General features: G+C 62.4%; 16 protein-coding genes. 4 read left to right on the top strand and 12 right to left on the bottom strand.

The window, feature by feature from the left end:
- Nucleotides 1–77: 77 nt before the first annotated feature.
- Both ACFDTG_RS08335 and ACFDTG_RS08330 read right to left on the bottom strand, forming a co-directional pair.
- Nucleotides 78–1,133, bottom strand: coding sequence for a sensor histidine kinase (locus ACFDTG_RS08335; protein ID WP_375290568.1), 1,056 nt, complete (start codon nt 1,131–1,133; stop codon nt 78–80).
- 542 nt (nt 1,134–1,675) lie between these two features.
- Nucleotides 1,676–2,362 carry a S24 family peptidase gene (locus tag ACFDTG_RS08330; protein WP_375290567.1) on the bottom strand — a complete coding sequence of 229 codons (687 nt, stop codon included), beginning with the start codon at nt 2,360–2,362 and terminating at the stop codon, nt 1,676–1,678.
- 100 nt (nt 2,363–2,462) lie between these two features.
- Here ACFDTG_RS08330 and ACFDTG_RS08325 point away from each other — a divergent pair, with 100 nt between their 5' ends.
- From ACFDTG_RS08325 to ACFDTG_RS08315, 3 genes are all read left to right on the top strand, one after another.
- Nucleotides 2,463–2,660, top strand: a complete 198-nt coding sequence (locus ACFDTG_RS08325; protein ID WP_375290566.1) for a hypothetical protein — start codon at nt 2,463–2,465, stop codon at nt 2,658–2,660.
- A 94-nt stretch (nt 2,661–2,754) separates the two neighbouring features.
- Nucleotides 2,755–3,036, top strand: a complete 282-nt coding sequence (locus ACFDTG_RS08320) for a hypothetical protein (RefSeq protein ID WP_375290565.1) — start codon at nt 2,755–2,757, stop codon at nt 3,034–3,036.
- A 69-nt stretch (nt 3,037–3,105) separates the two neighbouring features.
- Nucleotides 3,106–3,510 (top strand): hypothetical protein, encoded by a 405-nt coding sequence (locus ACFDTG_RS08315; protein ID WP_375290564.1) that lies wholly within the window; start codon nt 3,106–3,108, stop codon nt 3,508–3,510.
- 120 nt (nt 3,511–3,630) lie between these two features.
- Here ACFDTG_RS08315 and ACFDTG_RS08310 read toward each other — a convergent pair whose 3' ends face one another.
- The 9 genes from ACFDTG_RS08310 to ACFDTG_RS08270 form a co-directional block, all read right to left on the bottom strand.
- Nucleotides 3,631–5,325 (bottom strand): PEPxxWA-CTERM sorting domain-containing protein, encoded by a 1,695-nt coding sequence (locus tag ACFDTG_RS08310; RefSeq protein ID WP_375290563.1) that lies wholly within the window; start codon nt 5,323–5,325, stop codon nt 3,631–3,633.
- Between the two features lie 181 nt (nt 5,326–5,506).
- Nucleotides 5,507–6,949, bottom strand: coding sequence for an aldehyde dehydrogenase family protein (locus ACFDTG_RS08305; protein ID WP_375290562.1), 1,443 nt, complete (start codon nt 6,947–6,949; stop codon nt 5,507–5,509).
- Nucleotides 6,950–7,054: 105 nt separating this feature from the next.
- Nucleotides 7,055–8,722 carry an acetolactate synthase large subunit gene (locus ACFDTG_RS08300; protein WP_375290561.1) on the bottom strand — a complete coding sequence of 556 codons (1,668 nt, stop codon included), beginning with the start codon at nt 8,720–8,722 and terminating at the stop codon, nt 7,055–7,057.
- Between the two features lie 58 nt (nt 8,723–8,780).
- The gene (locus ACFDTG_RS08295; RefSeq protein WP_375290560.1) at nt 8,781–9,719 is read right to left on the bottom strand and encodes a D-2-hydroxyacid dehydrogenase; all 939 of its coding nucleotides are present in this window, start codon (nt 9,717–9,719) and stop codon (nt 8,781–8,783) included.
- Nucleotides 9,716–11,146 carry a cysteine--tRNA ligase gene (cysS, locus tag ACFDTG_RS08290; protein WP_375290559.1) on the bottom strand — a complete coding sequence of 477 codons (1,431 nt, stop codon included), beginning with the start codon at nt 11,144–11,146 and terminating at the stop codon, nt 9,716–9,718. Before cysS ends, ACFDTG_RS08295 begins: the two co-directional genes overlap by 4 nt.
- A gap of 109 nt (nt 11,147–11,255) precedes the next feature.
- Complete coding sequence (locus ACFDTG_RS08285; protein ID WP_375290558.1) at nt 11,256–11,939, bottom strand: nitroreductase; 684 nt, start codon at nt 11,937–11,939, stop codon at nt 11,256–11,258.
- A complete protein-coding gene (gene cobT / locus ACFDTG_RS08280) occupies nt 11,936–13,765 on the bottom strand; it encodes a cobaltochelatase subunit CobT (RefSeq protein WP_375290557.1) in 1,830 nt (609 codons plus the stop codon). The genes ACFDTG_RS08285 and cobT overlap by 4 nt, the downstream gene beginning before the upstream one ends.
- Complete coding sequence (fsa, locus tag ACFDTG_RS08275) at nt 13,762–14,421, bottom strand: fructose-6-phosphate aldolase (protein ID WP_375290556.1); 660 nt, start codon at nt 14,419–14,421, stop codon at nt 13,762–13,764. The genes cobT and fsa overlap by 4 nt, the downstream gene beginning before the upstream one ends.
- Before the next feature lie 115 nt (nt 14,422–14,536).
- Nucleotides 14,537–15,328 carry a PEPxxWA-CTERM sorting domain-containing protein gene (locus ACFDTG_RS08270; protein ID WP_375290555.1) on the bottom strand — a complete coding sequence of 264 codons (792 nt, stop codon included), beginning with the start codon at nt 15,326–15,328 and terminating at the stop codon, nt 14,537–14,539.
- Nucleotides 15,329–15,437: 109 nt separating this feature from the next.
- On the opposite strand from ACFDTG_RS08270, the gene ACFDTG_RS08265 reads away from it, so the two are divergent.
- The gene (locus tag ACFDTG_RS08265) at nt 15,438–16,142 is read left to right on the top strand and encodes a DUF2490 domain-containing protein (RefSeq protein ID WP_375290554.1); all 705 of its coding nucleotides are present in this window, start codon (nt 15,438–15,440) and stop codon (nt 16,140–16,142) included.
- A 6-nt stretch (nt 16,143–16,148) separates the two neighbouring features.
- On the opposite strand, the gene ACFDTG_RS08260 is transcribed toward ACFDTG_RS08265, so the two are convergent.
- The gene (locus tag ACFDTG_RS08260) at nt 16,149–16,850 is read right to left on the bottom strand and encodes a DUF4197 domain-containing protein (protein WP_375290553.1); all 702 of its coding nucleotides are present in this window, start codon (nt 16,848–16,850) and stop codon (nt 16,149–16,151) included.
- Nucleotides 16,851–16,894 lie beyond the last annotated feature (44 nt).

The following is a 16,894-nucleotide window of genomic DNA, read 5'->3' as shown; positions in this document are numbered from 1 at the left end:
TCAGCCAGCATGGAAACCAGGCTTTCGTCTTCCACCAACAGAACGCGCAGATTCTTGAAATTTTTGTGCCTTTCCATTCACCCCCCAACCCGAGACGGCACATGAAGATCTTTTAGGCCTGAAGCGTAGGGCAACTGCAGGTGCATTCGGCAAATCAGCCCGCCCGGGTTCCAATCGAGAACAGCGCTGCCTGCAAATTCAAGCTTCATCTGTCGTTCCATCAAGCGGGTGCCGAACCCTTGGCTAGTGGGCGGCGACACCGGCGGTCCGCCCGTTTCCTGCCATACAAGATCAAGGTTCAGATGATCGGCGGCATCATCGCATGTCCAGGACACTTCGACCCGCCCGCTCGTCTCGCTCAAAGAACCGTACTTGACCGCGTTCGTGCCAAGCTCGTGCAGTGCCATCGACAAACTGACGGCAGCCTTCGGATCGATTTCACGGTCCGGCCCGTGAACGGTGAACCGGTCGGCGCCGAATGGCTCGATTGCTGTCGCGACAATCGCGCCAAGACCACCCGCATGCCATGCCTTGTCCGTCAGAATGTCGTGAGCTCTCGACAATACGGCGAGGCGCCCATTGAACCGTTCAAGTGCCTCTTGGTCGATCTGTTTGAAGGTCTGCCAGGCAACCGATTGCACTGTTGCCAGTGTATTTTTCACCCGGTGGTTGAGTTCGTTGACCAGCAGTTTCTGTCGCTCCGCCGCGCGGATCTCTTCCGTGATATCCCGGACTTCGATAATCGTGCCAACAGTTCGTGAGGTGTCATCACGGATGGGGCTGGCGGTGTAGGCAACTGGATAGAAGCTGCCATCCTTGTGGACGAAGCATTCCTCGCCCCGCATCTGATTATGCTCGGGGAAGGCGCGGTCGATTGCGCACTCATGCAGAGGAAAGGGTCGGCCATCAGGGTGCGTGTGATGAATAATGTCGTGCAACGGCTTGTTCAGTGCCAGTACCTCAACCAGTGTAAAACCTGTGAGATGTTCGGCTGCCCGGTTCATGTACGCGCAGTGCTGTCTATCATCCATCAGGAAGATGGCGACCGAGGCATTGTTCAACACCGCTTCCAGGCGGCGTTGCGTGTCATGAAAGGCCAGGGAATGGCTGTCTTCCATTGGTTCTTCCGACATGCCCCTTATCGCTCCCGTCGTGCATAGCTGTAACGCCGCGCGCCGACACTTGCGTCTACCGTTCAGTTTGCGACATTACAGAAAAGCAGACTTCTTCGTAAAGTACGGACAATTATCGGTTTCGAAATCGACGAATACGGAGATCACCCCGATTGTCCACCGAGTCTAACAAGCCCCTCACCTTCTGATCAATCCCCTTCCAGCAGGCGCGTTGTCTGTTGTGCAACTGACCAAAGTCAAACTTGGCGCGATCTGACGGCAGCGCCCAGCTGCTCCAGCTGAACCCTCTTGGCGGAAAACACTCGGTGGCTACAGGCAATTTTGCGTCCCCTCACCCCTATCGAATGATACGCTCCTAGCGCACCGAGGATTTCGGCTTTGGTTGCAAAAGGCCAATGACGACCGCTTTTGGGACAGCCCGGCTATAGACCGGCAAGGCAAAAAAGGGGGTCGCATGGGTAACGACCGCTTCCGGTCTCATCGTAGAATGCCGTTAAGGGACCTATGCCGAGCGCGCTTCCGCGCCGTCGGACCCGCGCCATTCAGATCCGACCGCCTTTCCAGACCACCCGCCCGATCACCTCCACCTCCTCGCGCGCCAATTCCAGCGGGGCGTAGGCTTCGTTGGCGCTGATGAGCGCGATGGTGCCGGCCTTGCTTGCGCGCACCTGCTTGACATGGATGGCATCGCCGATGCGCACCACGAAGATTCCCTCGCCCGCGCGCTTGTTGCGGTCCACAAAGATCTCGTCACCGCTGCGCAGCAGCGGCTCCATGCTGTCGCCTTCCACGCGGATGGCGGTGAGGTCGGCACCCTCAAGCCCGAGCTCTCGAAGATATTTCCTGGAAAATCGAAAGGTGTCGTAGGATATTTCCTCCGCCCCCAAAGCCCCCGGCCCAGCCGAGGCATCGAGCGGCAGGCGGGGAATATCACGGAAATCGTCCGCTGTGTCGCCGGCCCCCGAATTCAGGCCGAAGGTGCGTCCACGCGGCGCCGGCGCCCCTTCCCGCGTACGAATGATACGCGGCGAAATACCGAGGAATTCCGCGATCCTGAGCAGATCCGGCTCGTCGAGATGGCGCGGACTGCCGCGCGATACATATTGCTGGAGATAGGCGGGGTTGCGCCCCAGCACGCGAGACAGCTCCGCCAGGCTGGAGCCCTTGTCCGCCGCCATGTGCTGGAGACGCTTGCGCGCGTCACGCTCGTCCTTGGGAATGTCGTCCATCCGAAAATCCTATATCACAGGAAATTTCCTAGACAAGTAGGAAATCGTATGGAACAAATAAGGAACATTGATTCGCAGTCAGCTTACAGCGAGGAGTGCCATGCTGATCCGATCCATCGAACCCTTTCTCCGCCGCCATCACATGGCGCCTACACACTTCGGCCGCCTGGCCGCGCACGATCCGCGGCTGGTGTTCGACCTGCGCGATGGGCGCGAAGCCGGGCGCGTGGTGGAGGCACGATGCCAGGCCTTCATGGCAGGGTACGAGAAGGGAAAGGAGTCCGCCGATGTCCGCTGACGTGTTGGCGGCCCCGCCCCGCCCCCATCCTGCACCCGCCGTCCCCCCGAAAAGCGCCCGCCGAACCGCTACGGCGCGGTTGCGAGATGCGCTGATGTCCCTGGGAGACTGGCGCGGCCAGATCCTGACGCATGGTGAGCGGCCCTGGGCCAGCATCACCTTTTCCGGCACCAGCCATTCGCTCGCACTGCTGTTCGCGGGCGACGAGGCGGTCGCGGCAGGCGAACGTTTCGTGGAGGCGCTGGGCGAACATGAATTCTCCATACCCGGCCAACTGGTGGCGGATGCCGCGATCGTGGAGGTGGAACATCGATTGGTTCCCACGCCGCGGCTGGTGGTGCAGTGCCGGATGCTGCTGCTGAGGGAGGCGGATTGATCGGGCTATGCATCCGGCCGGGGGGCGTTATGGTGGCAGGCACCCACGCGTTACAGCAGGAGCCCGAATGTGGACCTACGCAGCCTCGCCGCCGTTCTGGCGCTCAACCTGGTCATGACGGGGTGCGCATCTGCCGCCGGGGCCGGAGCGCCGCCGCCCGACGAAGTGTGGGGCGCGCCGGGCCATGCCCTGGCGATGAACGGCGGGCGCGGTGTGCTGGAGGAATCCTGTTCGCGCCTGGTCTTCGGCCCCGTCTCGCTGGACAGCTCCGGCCGTTTCAGCGCGACCGGAGAGCTGGAGCAATATGCGCCCGGTCCGCAACCGGGCGATAGCGCGCCCGCCACGGTGCCGGTCACCGTCAACGGAACGCTGAAGGGGGAGACGATGGACCTCACGATCGCGGCGGAAGGTGCCGCCCCCCGCGAAGTGACGCTGATACGGGGCAGACGCGCCAAGATTTTCCGGTGCCTGTGATCGGCAGACCCGCCGGGTAACGCGCCCGGCAAGAGCAAGCAGGGCAAAGCTAGCCGGGCAAAAGAAAGGGCCGAACCGCATTGCTGCGGCTCGGCCCCTTCTTTCCGTTTACGTTGCGGATCAGGCGTAGGCGATACGCACCGTCTGCGCACGCTGGCGACGCATCGCGCCACCGATCATGCCGAAGCCCAGGATCAGCATCACCCAGGTCGAAGGCTCTGGCACGAAGCCGGCATCGACCACGGATACCCAGGTGCTCCACCGGTGGAAGCCGGTCCCGCCGGGGTGGCCGTTGGCGGCGTTGTTGGGCTCACGCGCCCACTGGCCGATCAGATAGAAGCGGTTGGGATCGGTCGGATCGAGCGAGACCTGGCTGTAATCGCCCCAGCGCTGGCGACCTGAAGGTGCCCCGCCCACCGGTGAACCAAGATGGTATTCGTCGGTCAGGCTTTCCTTCAGCAGCAGTTCCCCGCTGTGGAGACGGAGCTGGCCATTGTCATCGGCGGTGAAGACCATCGCCTTGAACTGGATCTTGCCATCGGTGGGATTGAGACCGGAACGGTTGAAGCCGACCACGATCGTTCCATCCGCGTTTACCGCCAGCGAGCCCTGATAGTAGTCATAATCCCCGGTTCCGATGTCGTACTGATCGACCAGCGTCTGCGTGGCGGCGTCCATCACCAGAATGCGAACGCGCGCGTAATCGCCCGCCGCATCCCCGGTCGGGTTCACCGTGTGGACGGCGAAGATGTAGCCATTCGATTCATAGACGCTGCTGCTGACGCGATCGTCCAGCGTGTCGATAACCCGCTGCGCGGCGGGATTGTTGACGGCAGGCTGGCGGCCGGCACCGGCTCCCGTGTAACCGGCCTCGCCCATGTACACCACGTCGCCGCGGCTGGCACCAGTTGCCGAAGACGAGCTGAGCCCGTCGATCGTGTAGGTCAGCGTGTCAAAGTTGTAGAGCGATGACGAGAAGACATTGCCGGTGGAACTTGCGCTGGTGCTGTTGACGCCCTGGATCGCATAGCCGCGATCCTCGAACGTGCCGGGATAGGGCGTCTCGAACTGCGTCATGTTGGCGACCGTGGGGCCGCCGGCAGCGAAGATGCTGTCGATCGGGATAACGTTCAGAGTGGTGCCCTTGAACGTGGCGCCCGCGCCAGGAGTGGTCGGGGCGAAGTTGTTCGTTCCGATGTAAATGGCGTTGGTGTCCATCGCCAGCGTCGGATAGTCGGCGATACCGCCGCCGATGCCGGGCAGGCCGCCGTAGCCTTCGAACCGAACCGCTTTCCACGGACCCAGCGCATCGTCCGTGTCAGATACCGCGATCTGCAGATCCTTGACGTTGGAGCCGAATGCGATCGTGACCCAGCGGTTCATCTGCGCGTTGAACATGACGCGGGGATCGCCAGACGTACCGTTGAGCCCGGCAGCCTGCCAGAATGCGTTGTCGTTGAACACCGGGGTGAGCGCGGCGCCGGTATACTTGTCGTAGATGCCGATCGATCCGTTCAGCGTGACCATATACTGGGTCGTGCCGACCGCGCCCATCGTGTCGGGGGGAACGAAGTTACGGCCGAGCGCCGCGTTCTGATATTGGTTGTTCGCTTCGAACCCAAGCACGACCGGTCCGGACGCATTGAACACGGGTGCTACGGTGCAATTGGCGGTGCAGAGCTGATCGCCCGACTTGTTCGTGGTTCCCAAGACCGACTTGTCGTACCAATGCGCCCATTTGAGCGTCTGGGCTGCGTGCGCGGGCGCCGCCACTGCGAATGCCGTGGCGACGAGCAGTGCCATCTTCATTTTCATATGTAACCCCCCGGGAAGGCCAAGCTCTCCGCACCCCTCGTGCAGACACCGCCCCCGAAGGCTTGAAATTATTACGGGTTAAAAGAGTCGTCAATAACTCGTTAACTGTAAGAAAGTTTTTTTTGCACGTGCAGCGTTGGAATTTTTGCGTTTGCAAACAACGCTCGTTCTGATCCTCCGCTCATTTTCGCCGGATGATCAAATTTCGAATCTCGCTCATATCCTCCATCGCGAAGCGAATCCCCTCGCGACCCAGCCCTGAGTCTTTCACGCCGCCATAGGGCATATTGTCCACCCGGTAGCTGGGCACGTCGTTAATCACGATGCCCCCCACTTCCAGCCGGTCCCAGGCATCGAACATCTGGAACAGGTCGCGGGTGAAGATGCCGGCCTGCAGGCCGAAGGTCGAACGGTTCACCTCCGCCAGCGCATCGTCGAAGCTGTCGAACGTCTGGAGAATGGCGAGCGGGCCGAAGGCCTCCTCGTTCATCGCCTTCGCATTCTTGTCCACGCCTTCAAGCAGTGTCGCTTCCAACATCGCGCCGTCCAGCTTGCCACCGGTCAAGAGTGTGGCACCGCCCTCGATCGCCTCATCGATCCAGCCCTTGAGCCGGGTCGCCTCCTTTTCGGAGATCATCGGTCCGATGAAGGTATCGCGATCCTTGGGATCGCCCGCGACGAGGGAGCTGGTCTTCTCGACCAGCATCTGCTTGAATCGGTCGTAGACATCGGCGTGGATGATGATCCGCTGCACCCCGATGCAGCTCTGCCCGCTCTGGTAGAAGGCGCCGAAGATGGTCCGCTCCAGCGCGTCCTCCAGGTCGGCATCCTTGTCGATGATGACCGCCGCGTTGCCGCCCAGTTCCAGCACCACCTTCTTCTTGCCCGCCTTGGCCTTCAGATCCCAGCCCACCGCTGGCGAGCCGGTGAAGCTGAGCAGCTTCAACCGCTCGTCCTCGGTAAACAAATCCGCCCCGTCGCGGCTGGCGGGCAGGATGGAAAATGCCCCTTCGGGCAGGACATCGCATTCGGCCAGAACCTCCCCCATGATCAGCGCGCCCAGCGGCGTCTTGCTGGCGGGCTTCATCACGAAGGGGCAGCCGACCGCGATGGCGGGCGCGATCTTGTGCGCGGCGAGGTTGAGCGGGAAGTTGAACGGGCTGATGAAGCTGCACGGCCCGACCGGATAGCGCTTCCAGATGCCCATATAGCCATCGGCGCGCTTGGAGATATCGAGCGGCTGAACTTCACCGTACATGCGCACGGCTTCCTCGGCGGCGATGCGGAAAGTGTCGATCAGGCGGGTGACCTCGCCTTCGGAATCCTTGATCGGCTTTCCGGCTTCGACGCACAGCGCATAGGCAAGCTCGTCGAACCGCTCGGTGAACCGGTCCACGCAGTGCTGGAGCACATCCTGGCGCTGATAGCTGGCGAGCCTGGCCATCGGCTCCGCCGCGCGCACCGCCCCCGCGATCGCCTCGTCGATGATCTCCGGCGTCGCCAGCGCGGTGCGAAAGACCACCTCGCCCGTGAACTTGTCCGTCACTTCCAGATCGGTGTTAGGCTGCGCGGCCTTGTTGTTGAGGTAGAGCGGATAGGTGTCCTTGAGTTCCGGCTTCGCCATTTCGGTTCCTCGTCATCCCGGACCTATCCGGGATCCCGCATTCTTCGGTCCCGCCGCGAGAGGAAGCGGGACCCCGGGCCAGCCCGGGGTGACGGTGGATGAAGCCTACAGAGCCTTCGAAAGTTCCTTGATATCCTTGTTCAGGATGCGGTCGTTTTCCGAATAATCCACCGGGCAGTCGATCAGGTGGACGCCGGGTGTGGCGTTGCAATGCGCCAGCACCTCTTTCAGATGATCGCTGGATTCCACACGGTGGCCGGTTGCCCCAAAGCTTTCGGCAAATTTGACGAAATCGGGATTGCCATAGGTGAGGCCGAAATCCTCGAACCCCATATTCGCTTGCTTCCACCGGATCATGCCATAGGCATCGTCGCGCAGGATCAGCACGGTCAGGTTGAGGCCGAGCCGAACCGCAGTCTCCATCTCCTGATCGTTCATCATGAAGCCGCCATCGCCGCAGATCGCCATGACCTTGCGTTGGGGGTAGAGCATGGCGCTCATCATCGCGCTGGGCAGGCCCGCGCCCATGGTGGCCAGCGCGTTGTCCAGCAGCACGGTGTTGGGGAGATAGGCGGTGTAGCCGCGCGCGAACCAGATCTTGTAGACCCCGTTGTCGAGGCAGATGATCCCGTCATGCGGCATCGCTTCCCGCACCTGCGAAACCAGGTGCGGGGGAAAGATCGGGAACCGGGCATCGCCGGCCAGCCCCTCGGTATGCTCGACCTCCGCCTTGCGATAGCCGAGCATCCGTTCGCAGTTCCAGCTGCGGTTGGGGGTGATGTCTTCCTTGATCTGCCAGATGGCGTTGGCGATGTCTCCGATCACCTCGACCTGCGGGAAATAGACCGGGTCCACCTCCGCCGTGCGGTTTGAGACATGGATCACCTTCGCCCCGCCAGGCTTCATGAAGAAGGGCGGCTTTTCGATCACGTCATGCCCGACATTGATAATGCAGTCCGCATCCTCCACGGCGCGGTGCACGAAATCGCCCGCACTCAAAGCCGCGCAGCCCAGGAACAAGGGATGGCGCTCGTCGATCACGCCCTTGCCCATCTGGGTAGTGAGAAAGGGGATCTGCGTCTTCTCGACGAATTGCAGCAGCATGCGCCCGGTCATCTTGCGGTTGGCACCCGCGCCGATCACCAGCACCGGCGTTTTCGCCGCCTCGATCATCTCGACCGCCTGGCGAACCGCCTTGGGCTCCGCACTGGGGCGGCGTGCGGTGCTGCGCAGGATCGGCTGCGCGTCGGTGGGCTCCTCCGCGATATCCTCGGGCAGTTCGAGATGGACCGCGCCCGGCTTCTCCTCCTCGGCGAGGCGATAGGCCTCGCGCACGCGACTGGGAATGTTGTCGCCCGCCGCCAGCTGATGCGTGAACTTGACGATCGGCTCCATCATCGAAACCACGTCGAGGATCTGAAACCGGCCCTGCTTGGATTTCTTGATGGGCTTCTGACCGGTGATCATCATCATCGGCATTCCGCCCAGCGTGGCATAGGCGGCAGCGGTCACGAAATTGGTCGCGCCCGGACCCAGCGTTGCGATGCAGACGCCGGTCTTGCCGGTATGACGCCCATAGGTCGCGGCCATGAAACCGGCGCCCTGTTCGTGCCGCGTCAGGATCAGCTTGATCTTGCCTGACCGGCTCAGGCTATCGAGGAAGTCGAGATTTTCCTCACCCGGTACGCCGAAGATATACTCGCAGCCCTCGGCCTCAAGGCACTCGATGAAACAATCCGATGCCTTGCGCCCGCCCTTGTTCGCGTCCGTCATGATTTCCCCCCGGTCCAATGACCCCCGGGGGAATATTTATCAGAGCGCAGGGGGCAAGTCAGTAGCCAAGTTTGAGGTTCATCTGCGGTTCGACCGCTTCCCCCGCGTGCCAGCGGGCCAAATTATCGATGAACCGATCGGCGCTGCGCTGAAACATCTTCGTCTGCGCACGACCGGAGAGATGCATGGTCACCTGCGCATTTTCCAAGGACCATAGCGGATGATCCTCGGGCAGCGGCTCGGGCGTGGTAACGTCCAGTAGTGCTGCCTCGATGGTCTTGTCGCGGAGCGCGGTTACGAGCGCGTCCTGATCCACAACATCGCCGCGCGCGATGTTCACCAGCACTGCGCTCGACTTCATCGCCGTCAGCTCCGCCGCGCCGATCATGTGATGGGTGTCGTCGGTGGCGGGCACGGCGAGCACGATCCAGTCGAACTCCCCCAGCCTGCCCCGCCACTCGTCGGGGCCGAGAGCCCCTGCCGAGGCGGAGCGGCGCACCGTCACCACCTCCATGTCGAACGCCTCCAGCCGCGTCTTGACGAGCGAACCGATCGCGCCGAGCCCGAGCAGCATCACACGCTCGCCCGATAGCTCGCGCTTGCCGGGGCTGTCGCGCAGCCACTCGTGCCGCTCCTGCGCACGCACGACGTCGCGATAGCCCTTGGCGTGGGTGAGCATCAGCATCACGACATATTCGGCTATCGTGATCGCGTTGATGCCCGCGCCATTGGTGACCGTGACGCCGCGCTCTTCCAGCAACTCCAGCGGCAGGAAATCAAGCCCCGCGTAGATCGAATTGAGCCATTTGAGATTGGTCGCCGCACGGATGACCTCCACCATCGGATCTTTCTGCGTGAAGTCGAACCAGCCGATCTCGGCATGGGGCGCCAGTTCCAGAGCCTCTTCCTTGGACGCGAACCATTGCGGCTCGACCCAATCGGGCAGGCGAGGCTCGACCAGCGGACGGATCATGGCGGAGAGGACGGCGGTGGTCATAGCTTCCATTCCCAACCCAGCGGATCGCCGTCCATCACTTCGACGCCTTTGCTGGCGAGTTCATCGCGGATGGCGTCGGAGGTGGCAAAGTCCTTGGCAGCCCGCGCTTCCTTGCGGCGTGCGAGTTCGGCTTCGATTTCGGCTTCGGCAATCGTCACAGACTTGGGACGGATACGCAGATCGGAGCGGCCTAATTCGAGCAGATTGAGCCCAAGCAATTGATCTGCGGCATGGATCGCCTGAAGCTTTTGAAAATCCGAATGGAATGGTCTCTTGAGCCAATCTTCCAGTAGCGCGAGCACCTCGGGGGTCGAGAGGTCGTTCGAAATGAGTGTGTCCAATCCAGAAAGATCGGGTCCGGTATCCTCAGCCAACTTCAATTTGCGATCAAGTTTTTCAACGGCCATCACCATCCGCTTAAGTCTCGTCAGCGCCGCTTCCAGCCCCTCCCAGGAAAATTCCAGTTCGCTGCGGTAATGCGCCTGGAGGCACATCATGCGATAGGCCAGCGGGTGGAAGCCCTTGTCGATCAACAGCTGAAGCCGCAGAAATTCCCCGCTGGATTTCGACATCTTGCCGCTGCGCTCGACCAGAAAATTGTTGTGCATCCAGATGTTGGCGCCCGAATTGGCCGCCACGTCCAGTCCGTTGGTGCAGCAGCGCGCCTGGTTCTGCGCGATTTCATTGGGATGATGGATTTCGCGGTGGTCGATCCCGCCGGTATGAATGTCAAAGGGGAAACCCAGCACCGCGCCGCTCATTACGCTGCATTCCAGATGCCAGCCCGGCGCGCCCCTGCCCCAGGGGCTGTCCCATTCCATCTGCCGCGTCTCGCCCGGCGGGGTTTTGCGCCAGATCGCGAAGTCGGCGGCGTTGCGCTTTCCCTCCACCGTCTCGATCCGGCCCTCTCCCCCGTCGGTATGCGCGCGGGCAAGCCTGCCGTAATCGGCCACGGTCGAGACATCGAAATAGAGCCCGCTGTCCAATTCGTAGCAATGGTTCGGCGCGATTGCCTTCGCGAAATCGATCATCTGGTCGATATAGTCGGTCGCGACGGTCCATCGCGCGGGCTGGCGGATGTTGAGCGCCTTCACATCGGCCCAGAATGCCTCCGTATAGTGCTTCGCTATGTCCCAGATCGACTGCGCTTTCTGCGCGGCCATCTTCTCCAGCTTGTCCTCTCCAGCATCGCCATCGTCGGTCAGATGGCCGACATCGGTGATGTTGATGACATGGGTCAGGTCGTAGCCCTTGAAACTTAGCGTGCGGCCCAGAACGTCTGCGAATACATAGGCGCGCATGTTGCCGATGTGCGGATAATTGTAGACCGTGGGGCCGCAGCTGTAGACGCGTGCCTCGCCCGGATGGATCGGCTGGAAGGTTTCCAGTTTGCGCGTCAGCGAGTTGAACAGCTTGAGGTCGGTCATGGCGCCGCTTGGCCACGACCGACCCTGAAGGTCAAGCGGCGCCGGCTAAGGAGCAACGGTTTGCCATCCTCTGGTCAACGCAGCCCCTTGGAGCAGGGCAATGAGGCGGTCAGTCCCGCAAGGGAAAGCCGCGCCACTCGATCGCTTCGTCGAGATCGGCGCGTGCCACCGGAAAACGGTTCACCGGCGCCGCTTCGTCCCGATACCCGATCGCCAGCCCGCAGAAAAAAATATGATCGTCCGGAATGGCGACGATCTCGCGGATTTGCGGGCTGTATACCGCCCAGGCCTCCTGCGGGCAGCTGTCGAGACCCTCTTCGCGCAGAAGCAGCATGATGGTCTGAAGCCACATGCCGATATCGCTCCATTGCGGTGGGCCCATGTATTTCGGTGTGTGAACCAGCATCAGAACCGGGGCGCCGAAGGCCTGGAAGTTGCGCGCGAACCATTCCAGGCGCTTCGCCTTGTCGTCGCGCGGGATTTCCAGCGCGCCATACATATCTTCGCCCACCCCGCGCCGCCGAAGCTCGTAAGCCCCGTCGAGTTCGGGGGGATAGACATTGTATTCTGGCGCATGAGCCGCGCGTCCCTTGGGGAACTCTTCGGCAATCCGGTCGAACAGCTCCCGCATTGGCTGTCCCGTGAGCAAGATGCCATGCCACGGCTGCGTATTGCCGCCCGAGGGTGAACGCTGCGCCTTTTTGAGCACACGGGTAAGGATCTCGCGGTCGACCGGCTGGTCGGTGAAGGCGCGGACCGAGCGGCGGGTGGCGACCGCTTCCGAGACTTTCACTTCTCCACCTCGAACAATCCTGCAAGCTGCTCGATGATCGTGCCGCCGAGTTGCTCGACATCCATGATCGTCACCGACTTCCGGTAATAGCGCGTCACATCATGGCCGATCCCGATGGCGGAGAGCTGGACCGGGCTCTGCTTCTCGATCCAGTCGATCACCTTGCGCAGATGCGTTTCGAGATAGCCCGCCGGATTGACGCTCAGCGTGCTGTCGTCGACCGGGGCGCCGTCGCTGATGACCATCAGGATGCGGCGGTCCTCCGGGCGGCGGATCAGGCGGTCGTGCGCCCACAGCAGCGCCTCACCGTCGATGTTTTCCTTCAGCAGTCCCTCGCGCATCATCAGGCCGAGATTGCGGCGCGCGCGGCGCCACGGTTCGTCGGCCTGCTTGTAGACGATATGGCGCAGATCGTTGAGGCGGCCCGGGTTGGCCGGGCGCCCGTCCGCAAGCCAGACCTCGCGCGATTGCCCGCCTTTCCAGGCCCGGGTGGTGAAGCCCAGGATCTCGGTCTTCACGCCGCAGCGTTCCAGCGTGCGCGCCAGAATGTCCGCGCTGATCGCGGCGATGCTGATCGGGCGACCGCGCATACTGCCCGAGTTGTCGATCAGAAGGGTGACGACCGTGTCCTTGAACTCGGTATCGCGCTCTATCTTGTAGCTCAGGGCATGGCCGGGGCTGACTACGACGCGGGTAAGCCGTGCGGCATCGAGGAGCCCCTCTTCCTGGTCGAAGTCCCAGCTCCTGTTCTGCTGCGCCATCAGGCGCCTTTGCAGGCGGTTGGCGAGCTTGGTGACGAGGCCCTGTAACCCCGCCAGTTGACTGTCCAGATAGGCGCGCAGCCGCTCCAACTCCTCGGCATCGCACAGTTCGCCCGCCTCGACCACTTCGTCGAACTTGGTGTTGTAGGCGGTGTAATCGAAGGTTTCGGGCAGATCGGTCCAGGGACGGTTGGGGCGGACGGGCATCATCCCCTCCTCCCCATCGTCGGAGGGATCGCCATCGGCCATATCCCCCTCGCCCTCGGTCTCCTGCGTTTCGGCGTCGCCGTCGGCCTCGCCCTCCGCGGTCTCGCCAGCCATTTCGGCGCCCTGCGGTTCCTCGCTACCCTCGCCCTGATCCTCGTCGGCGCCGTCGTCCTGGGGGCTCTCGCCCTCGTCTTCCTCGCCGTCTTCGCCGTCGGCCTGGTCGGTCGGCTCCTGCCGGGTCAGTTCGAGGTGGCGCAGCATGTCGAGCGTGAGCGACTGAAACGCGGTCTGGTCGGACAGGCTCTCGGAAAGGCGATCGATATCGCCGCCCGCTTTGTCCACGATCCAGTCACGGACCAGATCCACACCCTTGCGCGCCCGTTCCGGCACGGCCTCCCCGGTCAGCGCTTCACGCAGCATCAGCGACAACGCGGTGGGCAAGGGAACCTGCTCGGCGGTATCGGCACGACCGATCGGGTCGGCGGCAATGCGCTGGTCGAGCGCGGCAGACAGATTACCGCGAATCCCGTCCATGCGCGTGGCACCCAATGCCTCGTAACGCGCCTGCTCGATCGCATCGTAACAGGCGCGGGCGATCGGCTCCGAAGGGGCGCCGCGCTGATGCAGGTTCTCGTTGTGATGCTTCAGCTTGAGGGCGAAGCTGTCGGCATGGCCCCTCGCCTCGCGAGCTTGCTGTGCAGGCAAATTGCGCCCTGGGAGAGGCACCCGGAAGTTGCGCCCGCTGGAGGTGGGAGTGTCGGCGGTCCAGGCGACCTCGACCTCCGCCTCCTCCGCGAGCGCGCGCGCGGCACCGGTCAGCGCCTGGCGAAATCGGTCGAGAGGCGTCTGGTCGGTCACGCGATCGGAATGCTCTGCCCGGTCTTCTCCCAGTCGGCCGTGAAAGAAGCAATGCCCTTCTCGGTAAGGACGTGATTGGCGAGAGATTTGATCACGGCGGGGGGCGCGGTCATCACGTCCGCGCCGATCCGCGCCGATTCGAGCACGTGGGTGGCGTGGCGCACGCTGGCGACGAGAATTTCGGTCGCGAAGTCGTAGTTGTCGTAAATCAGGCGGATGTCGCGGATCAGATCCATTCCGTCGAAGCCATTGTCGTCGTGGCGTCCCACGAAGGGCGAAACGAATGTCGCGCCAGCCTTCGCCGCCAGCAGAGCCTGATTGGCCGAGAAGCACAGGGTCACATTCACCATCGTGCCGTCATTCGTGAGTGCACGACACGTTTTGAGACCGTCGATGGTCAGCGGCACCTTGATGCAGACATTGTCCGCGATCTTGCGGAGCGTTTCGCCCTCCCGCATCATCTGCGCGTGATCCAATGCCACGACCTCGGCGCTTACCGGGCCATCCACGAGCGCGCAGATTTCCTTGGTCACTTCTAGAAAATCGCGGCCCGACTTGTGAATCAGGCTGGGGTTGGTGGTGACCCCGTCGATCAGACCCGCTTCTGCCAGCTCGCTGATGGCAGCGGTATCGGCGGTGTCGGCGAAAAATTTCATTGCTGGGTGGCTCCGGCTTCAGGGTTGCCTGTGCCGCCTATGAAAAGAAACGCCCCGGCGCAATGGCCGGGGCGATCCGCTGGCGGCATGGCTGCCGACGGCAAGGGTCTGTTGATCAGGCGAAGGCGATGGACCCGCGTATCTTGCGCATCGCCGCTCCACGACGGCGCATCGCCCCGCCGATGAAGCCCATGCCCAGGATGAGCATCGCCCAGGTTGCCGGTTCGGGCACCACGCCGCCGTTGTCCGGTACTGCGGGAAGTTGATACTTCACATTCTGGAGCTTGAAGCTGTCGGTTTTCCTGTCGAGGTTGGCGAAGGATGCACCGATCAGCCACGTGGTTCCGGTGTTGAGCGTGGGATTGAACGACCGTGTAGAGCTGTAATTCGCCGTGGTGGTGGATTCGAACATGTTCGCATTGAGCGCGCCAATCACGCCATTCAGGTAGGTCGTCGCGCTGGAGGTGGAATTCAGAACCTTGTTGTAAGTCGTTCCATGCGCTGCGAAGTCGTAGTTCGCGAAGCTGATCGACGCGTCGGTATCGTAGATGTTGTACCAGCCGGTATTGTTGAACGTCGCGCCGTCCAGGGCAACCGAGGTATTGAAGCTCAGCAGCAGAAAGTCGACGTAACCGCTGTTGTCCACGGTGTGCTGCTGATCCGCGTAGGCAGAGTAGGAGCCGGGAGACTGTACACCCAGGCCCTGGTCCCACGCGCCGGGGAGGGAAATTGCCTTAAACGAACCGTTCTTGTCGAAACTCAGACCGGTGACGCTGGCCGAAACCGTGCCATCACTGTAAGTGCGCGCGTTTCCGCTGACGTTGCCACCATTGTTAAAGACGAGAGTGCCGGCCGATGCAGGAGTGGCGACGGCTAGAGCGGCGAGGGAGAGAAGAAGTTTGCGCATGATTTCGATGATCCCGTTATTCTTTGGTATGACCCTTCGTGTGGAGAGGCCAATACCCGCCGATGGTTCAGTTGCGAATCGTGGAATGAAGCGTGTCCCGTTTCGAAACGTGAAGAGGTCGAAGGACGAAGATCGCGAGGATGGGGAAACCTCAATGATGCTTCGCGGCTTCCTTCCGGCGCGCGCAGTAGGGTGGCTGACGGCGTGCTTCGTGACGGGGTTTGGCACCTCTGCCTCCCAAGCGAGCGAGGCCGATACACAATTCTGGTTGAGCGCCAGCGCCGCGACACGAGCGGCAGACGACCTTGCCGTGTCGGCCAGTCTGGAGCGCCGGTTTCGTGCGGCCGGCGATCAGATGCGCTTTTCCGCCAAGGCGGACTGGGCGGTGGCCGATTGGCTGGTGCTGGGCAGCGGTGCCTTGGTGTCCGACAGCGCCGGCCCGACCGAATTTCGCCCGCATCAGCATGCCACCATCGTTCTTGGCCAGCTGCAGTTACGCAGCCAGCTCGAGGAACGCTTCTTCGATAACGCGCCAAGGCCGCAGTTGCGGATCCGACAGCGCGTGCAGTGGGCCCCGCCCCTGTCGGAAAACGGCCGTTTGAGCCTTTCGGGCGAACTTCTTTACAATGCGCGCCCGCAGTCGCGGGGGGAGACCGCTCGCGTAGACCAATGGCGTTGGGCGGCGATGTATCAGCACCGCCTGTCTTCCGTTCTGAACGCGGGCGCCGGCTATCTGCTCATCCACGCCCCGCGAGAGGGTAGCGCAGACAGGATAAGCCACGTTCCGCAGGTGCAGCTGTCCTACCGTTTCTGAAGCGGGCTAAAGCCGCGAGCCGACACCGAAGACGCCAATGATCGCCGGATCCCTGGTGCTGGGGGGATCCCGCCGGATTGCTGCTTCCTCCATTCCCATCTCGCGCCAGATGGTGTCGTCGATGGCATCCGCGAAGCGATTGGCTACCTGCGGAACGTCGACCCCGGTAAGTGCGGCCAGTGCCTGACCGACCAAAGGCTCTCTCGCGATCCGCATTGCGTCGCCCAATTCGGGCACCATCGCTTCCACAAGCCGATCTCCCATCTGTCCGCGCAGATAGGACGTTGCCGCCGTGGGGCCACCGCGTACCAGATCGATGGCGTTCTGCATGCCAATCACGCGCACCGCATCGGTCACGATCGGCGCGGCCCGCTCCGCACCGCGAAAAGCGATATCGGCAAACGCGCGGTCCAGGCGGCTCTTGAACAGAGACGAGGTCAGGATGCGCGACAGGACATCGCCGCGCGTGCCGAGGAGGTTATTGAGCCCCAGGCTGGCGACCTGCTGATCCCAGAACCCGTCCGACTGCAACATGCGGGAAAAGGCGCGCTCGCTCGACAGGAACAGGAGACGCTGAACCGCATCGACCAGCCCGTACCCACCCATGCCGGTACAGCCGGGAAGTGCCAGCGCGGCACCGCCCACGAACAACCCGCCCAGAACTCCTCGCCGGTTGCTCGGGCGCTCGATGATTGCGATGCTCGTCATATTGTCTCCTCGCCCACCCTTGTCTTGTTTCCTTGCCAACGCCC

The organism is Qipengyuania sp. (assembly GCF_042095715.1).
GTDB lineage: Bacteria > Pseudomonadota > Alphaproteobacteria > Sphingomonadales > Sphingomonadaceae > Qipengyuania.
The sequence above is the reverse complement of the archived record's forward strand: the minus strand, read 5'-3'. Positions and strand labels throughout refer to the sequence as shown.

What these genes read in the sequence shown, in the direction of transcription:
- ACFDTG_RS08260 (WP_375290553.1), bottom strand. Translation starts at nt 16,850, where the DNA reads ATGACGAGCATCGCAATCATCGAGCGCCCGAGCAACCGGCGAGGAGTT.
- ACFDTG_RS08270 (WP_375290555.1), bottom strand. Translation starts at nt 15,328, where the DNA reads ATGCGCAAACTTCTTCTCTCCCTCGCCGCTCTAGCCGTCGCCACTCCT.
- ACFDTG_RS08305 (WP_375290562.1), bottom strand. Translation starts at nt 6,949, where the DNA reads ATGGCGAAGCCGGAACTCAAGGACACCTATCCGCTCTACCTCAACAAC.
- ACFDTG_RS08335 (WP_375290568.1), bottom strand. Translation starts at nt 1,133, where the DNA reads ATGTCGGAAGAACCAATGGAAGACAGCCATTCCCTGGCCTTTCATGAC.
- ACFDTG_RS08330 (WP_375290567.1), bottom strand. Translation starts at nt 2,362, where the DNA reads ATGGACGACATTCCCAAGGACGAGCGTGACGCGCGCAAGCGTCTCCAG.
- ACFDTG_RS08300 (WP_375290561.1), bottom strand. Translation starts at nt 8,722, where the DNA reads ATGACGGACGCGAACAAGGGCGGGCGCAAGGCATCGGATTGTTTCATC.
- fsa (WP_375290556.1), bottom strand. Translation starts at nt 14,421, where the DNA reads ATGAAATTTTTCGCCGACACCGCCGATACCGCTGCCATCAGCGAGCTG.
- ACFDTG_RS08320 (WP_375290565.1), top strand. Translation starts at nt 2,755, where the DNA reads ATGTCCCTGGGAGACTGGCGCGGCCAGATCCTGACGCATGGTGAGCGG.
- ACFDTG_RS08325 (WP_375290566.1), top strand. Translation starts at nt 2,463, where the DNA reads ATGCTGATCCGATCCATCGAACCCTTTCTCCGCCGCCATCACATGGCG.
- cysS (WP_375290559.1), bottom strand. Translation starts at nt 11,146, where the DNA reads ATGACCGACCTCAAGCTGTTCAACTCGCTGACGCGCAAACTGGAAACC.
- ACFDTG_RS08310 (WP_375290563.1), bottom strand. Translation starts at nt 5,325, where the DNA reads ATGAAAATGAAGATGGCACTGCTCGTCGCCACGGCATTCGCAGTGGCG.
- ACFDTG_RS08295 (WP_375290560.1), bottom strand. Translation starts at nt 9,719, where the DNA reads ATGACCACCGCCGTCCTCTCCGCCATGATCCGTCCGCTGGTCGAGCCT.